Consider the following 5223-nt stretch of genomic DNA (forward strand, 5'->3'; position numbering starts at 1 on the left):
TCGGGCTCGAGAACCGCAAACCTCTTCGGCAGAGGGATTGCTATGAACTCTCCGAAGTCCTTGTTGTTCTTTCCGATGTAGATGTCCACAAAGTCCCTGTCTTCCCTGTGAAGGAGGATGTACACATCTTCCTGACTCTCCCTCACAAGTCTCATGAGCTCATCAACGCTGAACCTCTGGAAGATGCTACAGCATACTTTTTCTGCCTCATGCGAAGATTCGTCTTCGAGGCTCATCATTCAACAGAACATGATGATAGCATGTATTTATTGTTTGCGAGATTTTTCTCCCGCTTAAATAGGCCGGGCAACCCTGGGGAGTTCATGAAAAGGTTTAAATCAGTACCGGAAAACTGGTGCTACGTGATCGCAATAATCAACTACGGTGCAGGAAACCTGAAGAGCATAAGCAAGGCAATCGAAAAGGTGGGCGGGAAAGTCAGAGTTACGTCCAGCGTCGAGGATGTGGAAAGCGCAGACGCGATCGTTCTGCCCGGCGTGGGGGCATTTGAGACGGCCATAAAAAACCTCGGAGCCCTCTCAGACTACATTGCCAAAGCGAGCGTACCTGTCCTGGGAATCTGTCTCGGAATGCAGCTTTTTGCCACATACAGTGAAGAGGGCGGGCTGCACAGAGGGCTGAACGTTGTCGAGGGCAGGGTCGTGAGGTTTCCAGAGAGCGTTGGCAAGATACCCCACATGGGATGGAACGAGGTCGAGTTCAGAGACCACGAGATCTTCGACGGCCTTGAGAGCAGGTACTTCTACTTCGTCCACTCGTACTACTACCAGACTGCAGACGAGAACGTCATAGGCTACACAGACTACGGGATCAGGTTTCCATCTGCGATAGCGAGGGACAACTACGTCGGTTTGCAGTTCCACCCAGAGAAGAGCGGTAGGAACGGTTTGAGGGTTTTGAGAAACTTCGTCGAGAGCATATAGCTTCCAAAAATTTTAATAATCCTCTCGGTCAAATCCGACCTGGGCCGAGGTAGCCTAGCTGGCGGGGCGCCTGACTCATAATCAGGAGGTCGGGGGTTCAAATCCCCCCCTCGGCAGTTGTTCTTCAGGTTCAGTTTGTTACATACCCATATCCCAAAAATCCATAGCCACAGGCTCTATTGCTCAGATTCAGCTCAGCGAACACATCCTCGCCTATCTCGTCCGTATCCCTGACTTCCTCATCCCTTACTGAAATGTAAAGGATAATCAGCCCCCTGTCACAACCTCCCATCTCTTTTCCACCGGATAAACGATCAGGTACACCCTGTCGATTGAGGGCTTTCCTCCGATGTGTTCGCCTCCCAAATCCAGACTGAGCCAGTAACCACCTTCAGGATCATGCGTATAGTATATCCTGTCCTGAAAGGTTTCCGATAGCCCCTCAAGGAGCTGCTTCGCTTCCTCCTCAGTTCCAACAAACACCTCCGGACAGGCTCTGCAGATTCCCTCATTCAGATCACACCCGAATACAATTCTCGCTTTGAATCCTGCGGCCTCAAGCAGTGATGCCATAACAATGGAATAGTCGAGCGATCCACCTCTGAGCCCCCTTTCAATTATTTCCGGTGCAGACGAAATCTGAGCAAATTTCTCGGATTCCTCCACATACGTCCAGTTGCTCTGCACGTAAGAATAGATGGCCTACACGGCCATAATCCCTGAAGGGCTGCTGCCCAAACCCCCTGTGATCGTGTCTGCGAGCTCCACCACTGTGGGGTCATCTGGTGCGACCTTGCCGTGCAGCTCGTCGGTAATCCTCTCGATATCGTTCACGCTTACGGGAAACCGGTACCTTTCCACAAGGCTTCTTTCGAGCGAGATCACGTTTAAATCAGGACTGCCGCTACCGTAAACTGCCGTAAAATCATCGGAACAGCCTGCAGTAAGTGCAGGAGTTAGAAGCAGAAGTGAGTACAGCAGTAACCGGAGTTCAGAGTAAATCCCAGACATAAGTACAAATTTTTGCGATATTGTTATTATGGGTTTCTGTTTAAGTTTTTTATTAAATTGTGAGACAATTACCTGCAAACAACTCAATTTGAAAGAGCTCGCCAACAAGTACACTCTTGCATAATTCCCAGACAGGGACGTTAAAAACGGACAAAGTAGAAATAAAACAAGAAATCACGAAGTGCTGAGTAAATGCCTTTGAAAAACGCAGCAAATCTACTCGACATCTATGCCCCTTAACCACGGCATCATTTTCCTGAGTTCCTTCCCAACCTCCTCAATGGGGTGGTTCTTTTCCATTTCAAGGAGTCTGGAATAGCTCGGTCTTCCTGCCATGTTCTCGAGAATCCATTCCCTTGCGAACTCACCACTCTGAATCTCCCTGAGGATCTTTCTCATCTCCTCTTTCACAGATTCGTTAATTATTCTCCTGCCCCTCGTCATACCTCCGTACTTTGCCGTATCGCTGACGGAATACCACATTGCATATATTCCACCCTCATAGATCAGGTCCACAATAAGCTTCAGCTCGTGGAGGGCTTCAAAATAAGCCACCTCAGGCTGATATCCTGCCTCAACCATCGTTTCCCAGGTTGCCTTGATCAGCTCTGCAACACCACCGCACAGATCCACCTGCTCTCCAAAGAGATCAGTCTCTGTCTCCTCCCTGAAGGTTGTCTCAATCACCCCGGCCCTCGTGCACCCAATGGCCTTCGCGTAAGCTAAAGCGAGATCAAGGGCCTTTCCGCTGTAATCCTGGTGAACCGCGACGAGCGCCGGAACTCCCTTGCCCTCCTGATACATCCTTCTCACAATATGCCCGGGGCTTTTTGGAGCAACCATTGTAATATCAACATAGCTTGGCGGGATTATCTGCTGGTAGTGAATGTTGAACCCGTGAGCAAACATGAGCATGTTGCCCTCCTCTAATCCATCGTGAACGTACTTCCTGTAAACTGCCGGCTGGACGGTGTCCGGAATGAGCATCATAACTACGTCCGCATCTTTAACGGCATTTTCGACGGTCTCAACTCTGAGACCATCACCTTCGGCTCTTTTCCAGCTCCTGCTCCCCTCATAAAGGCCGACAACAACATCGACACCACTATCCCTGAGGTTCAAGGCGTGTGCGTGTCCCTGACTCCCGTATCCGATGACTGCCACGGTTTTACCTTTCAGGAGCTCCAAATCCGCATCTCCATCGTAGTATATCCTCGCCATGCTTTAGAGTGACATACGCAAATTTAAATCATTTTTCCCTCTTGATCTTCTCCACAACCCTCACACCCGAAATTTCCGTCACCGGATACTGTCCATTTTCGTCCTTTTCGAGAGATTTCACCATGTCCCAGACTGTCAGAAGAGCAGTCGTCACCCCCACAAGTGCTTCCATCTCCACTCCGGTCTTCCCCACGTACCTCACCTCGCAGACTGCCTTAACCCCTTTCTCGAACACCTCGAAATCCACGGAAACGCTCGATATCTGGAGTGGGTGGCACATCGGAATTAGCTCCGACGTTTTTTTCGCCGCAAGAATACCTGCCACAGTTGCAGTGTTCAGCACATTCCCCTTGGCAACCCTGTTGGAGAGTATAGCATCAACAGTCTCCTTCCTCAGATAGATCTTGCCCTCTGCCCTTGCCACCCTCACGACGCTGTCCTTGCCACTGACATCAACCATTCTCGCCCTGCCGCTATCGTCAATGTGCGTGAACATGACAGATACTCTCCGCAGGAATTAGTTAATGTTTCCGATATCTTTTTTATATACGCATCCAATCAACAGGACAATGAAGGCAGTAATCATGGCAGGAGGGTACGCTACAAGACTCTGGCCCATCACGAAAACCAAGGCAAAACCGCTTCTCCCGCTCGGAAAGAAAAGGATCATAGACTACATATACGAGAAGACCAAACCATTCGGCTTCGAGATCATCGTTTCCACCAACCTGAGGTTCAAGGAGGATTTTGAGAGGTGGGCAAGAGACAAGGATGTTGAACTGATCGTCGAGAACACAACAAAAGAGGAGGAGAAACTCGGCGCCGTTAGGGCTCTGTACGAGGTGTCAAAAGAGATTGATGATGACATACTCGTAATTGCAGGTGACAACATCTTTTCGTTTGGCCTCGAAGAGTTCGTGGGAAAATACGAGAGCCTGAAAAAGCCGCTTATTGCGCTTTACGATGTCGGCGATCCCGACCTCGCAAAGAGGTACGGAATCGCAATCCTGAACGGGGACAGAATAGTCTCCTTCGAGGAAAAGCCAGAAAGGCCCAAGAGCACCCTCGCCGGAATAGGAATTTACGCTCTCGACAGGGAGACGAAGGACATGCTCGGTGAGTATGTCAGAGGCGAGAGGAGAGACAACCTGGGAGACTTCATATCCTGGCTCATAGAGAAGCGAGATGTTTACGGATTCGTGTTCGACAACGGGAACTGGTACGACGTGGGAAATCCTGACAGCTACCTCGAGGCATTCAAAATATACCTGAAAAACCACGTAAGCGAGGACGTGGAGATAGACAGGACCTCGAAGATCATCGAGCCAGTTGTTATAGAGGAGGGTGTTGTGATCAGACGGAGAAGCATAATCGGACCCTACGCGTACATAGGAAGAAACTGCGAGATTGAGGCCAGCGATATCAGCGACTCAGTTATTTTCGATGGTGTGGTGCTGAAGAAGACCAAGGTGTGGAGGAGCATAATAGACGAGAAGTGTGAGATAAGGAATCTCGAACTCAGTGGCTCGATAATTGGCGGACATGCAAAGATACAGAGGGGAGAATGATAGCAATACTCGACGGGTACGTTGACGAGCCCTCGTGCCTCGGAGTTCCACCGTACATATCGCCGTACCCGAGGTATGTCGCTGGTATGCTCGAGAAGCTGAGGCTGCCGTGGTTCTACATCACCGCTGACGAGTACAGGAGAAATCCAAGAATTCTCGAGAAGGCTGACAGAGTGATAGTTATAGCAGGAATAGCCGTTCCCGGAAAATACCTTGGAGGTAATCCACTCTCACTCAGAGAACTGCCGGAAATCGCCCCAGAAAAGGACAAAATCCTCGTGGGGCCAATAACTCTTGAAATAGAGGAGGAAATAGAGGGTTACGAGATAGTCGAATTTCCTTTCGAACACAGACTCTACGAGCTTCTCGGTGGAACGGTGAGGGACCACACAAGGAACTTCGTGAACGAGTTTTCACTTTTAGGGGCGAAGATGATCACACAGCACCCCGACTTTCCCCACGTTATCTGCGAGATTGAG

Annotated in this window: 7 protein-coding genes, 1 tRNA gene and 1 pseudogene; 4 read left to right on the top strand and 5 right to left on the bottom strand. The window is 49.9% G+C overall.

What is annotated here, in order from left to right:
- Window positions 1–239 (bottom strand): hypothetical protein (locus ACXJJC_RS05575; RefSeq protein ID WP_456370007.1); only part of this gene is annotated, 239 nt, incomplete at its 3' end.
- 123 nt (window positions 240–362) lie between these two features.
- Between ACXJJC_RS05575 and hisH the strand changes: the two genes are divergently transcribed.
- Both hisH and ACXJJC_RS05585 read left to right on the top strand, forming a co-directional pair.
- Window positions 363–944 (top strand): imidazole glycerol phosphate synthase subunit HisH, encoded by a 582-nt coding sequence (gene hisH, locus ACXJJC_RS05580; RefSeq protein WP_456370008.1) that lies wholly within the window; start codon window positions 363–365, stop codon window positions 942–944.
- 43 nt (window positions 945–987) lie between these two features.
- Window positions 988–1060, top strand: a tRNA-Met gene (locus tag ACXJJC_RS05585).
- Between the two features lie 151 nt (window positions 1061–1211).
- Here the strand turns inward: ACXJJC_RS05585 and ACXJJC_RS05590 are convergent.
- The 4 genes from ACXJJC_RS05590 to moaC form a co-directional block, all read right to left on the bottom strand.
- A complete protein-coding gene (locus ACXJJC_RS05590; RefSeq protein ID WP_456370017.1) occupies window positions 1212–1643 on the bottom strand; it encodes a transglutaminase-like domain-containing protein in 432 nt (143 codons plus the stop codon).
- A gap of 3 nt (window positions 1644–1646) precedes the next feature.
- Window positions 1647–1955, bottom strand: a complete 309-nt coding sequence (locus tag ACXJJC_RS05595; protein WP_456370010.1) for a hypothetical protein — start codon at window positions 1953–1955, stop codon at window positions 1647–1649.
- Between the two features lie 216 nt (window positions 1956–2171).
- Window positions 2172–3176, bottom strand: coding sequence for a ketol-acid reductoisomerase (gene ilvC / locus ACXJJC_RS05600; protein WP_456370012.1), 1005 nt, complete (start codon window positions 3174–3176; stop codon window positions 2172–2174).
- A 28-nt stretch (window positions 3177–3204) separates the two neighbouring features.
- A complete protein-coding gene (gene moaC, locus ACXJJC_RS05605) occupies window positions 3205–3672 on the bottom strand; it encodes a cyclic pyranopterin monophosphate synthase MoaC (RefSeq protein ID WP_456370013.1) in 468 nt (155 codons plus the stop codon).
- Between the two features lie 73 nt (window positions 3673–3745).
- On the opposite strand from moaC, the gene ACXJJC_RS05610 reads away from it, so the two are divergent.
- Together ACXJJC_RS05610 and ACXJJC_RS05615 are read left to right on the top strand one after the other, a co-directional pair.
- Window positions 3746–4744, top strand: coding sequence for a nucleotidyltransferase family protein (locus tag ACXJJC_RS05610; protein ID WP_456370015.1), 999 nt, complete (start codon window positions 3746–3748; stop codon window positions 4742–4744).
- Window positions 4741–5223: pseudogene (locus ACXJJC_RS05615) on the top strand (radical SAM protein); the annotation flags it as partial. The gene ACXJJC_RS05610 and the pseudogene ACXJJC_RS05615, both read left to right, overlap by 4 nt.

The sequence above is a fragment of the Geoglobus sp. genome, from assembly GCF_054018175.1.

What these genes read in the sequence shown, in the direction of transcription:
- ACXJJC_RS05595 (WP_456370010.1), bottom strand. Translation starts at nt 1,955, where the DNA reads ATGTCTGGGATTTACTCTGAACTCCGGTTACTGCTGTACTCACTTCTG.
- ilvC (WP_456370012.1), bottom strand. Translation starts at nt 3,176, where the DNA reads ATGGCGAGGATATACTACGATGGAGATGCGGATTTGGAGCTCCTGAAA.
- moaC (WP_456370013.1), bottom strand. Translation starts at nt 3,672, where the DNA reads ATGTTCACGCACATTGACGATAGCGGCAGGGCGAGAATGGTTGATGTC.
- ACXJJC_RS05610 (WP_456370015.1), top strand. Translation starts at nt 3,746, where the DNA reads ATGAAGGCAGTAATCATGGCAGGAGGGTACGCTACAAGACTCTGGCCC.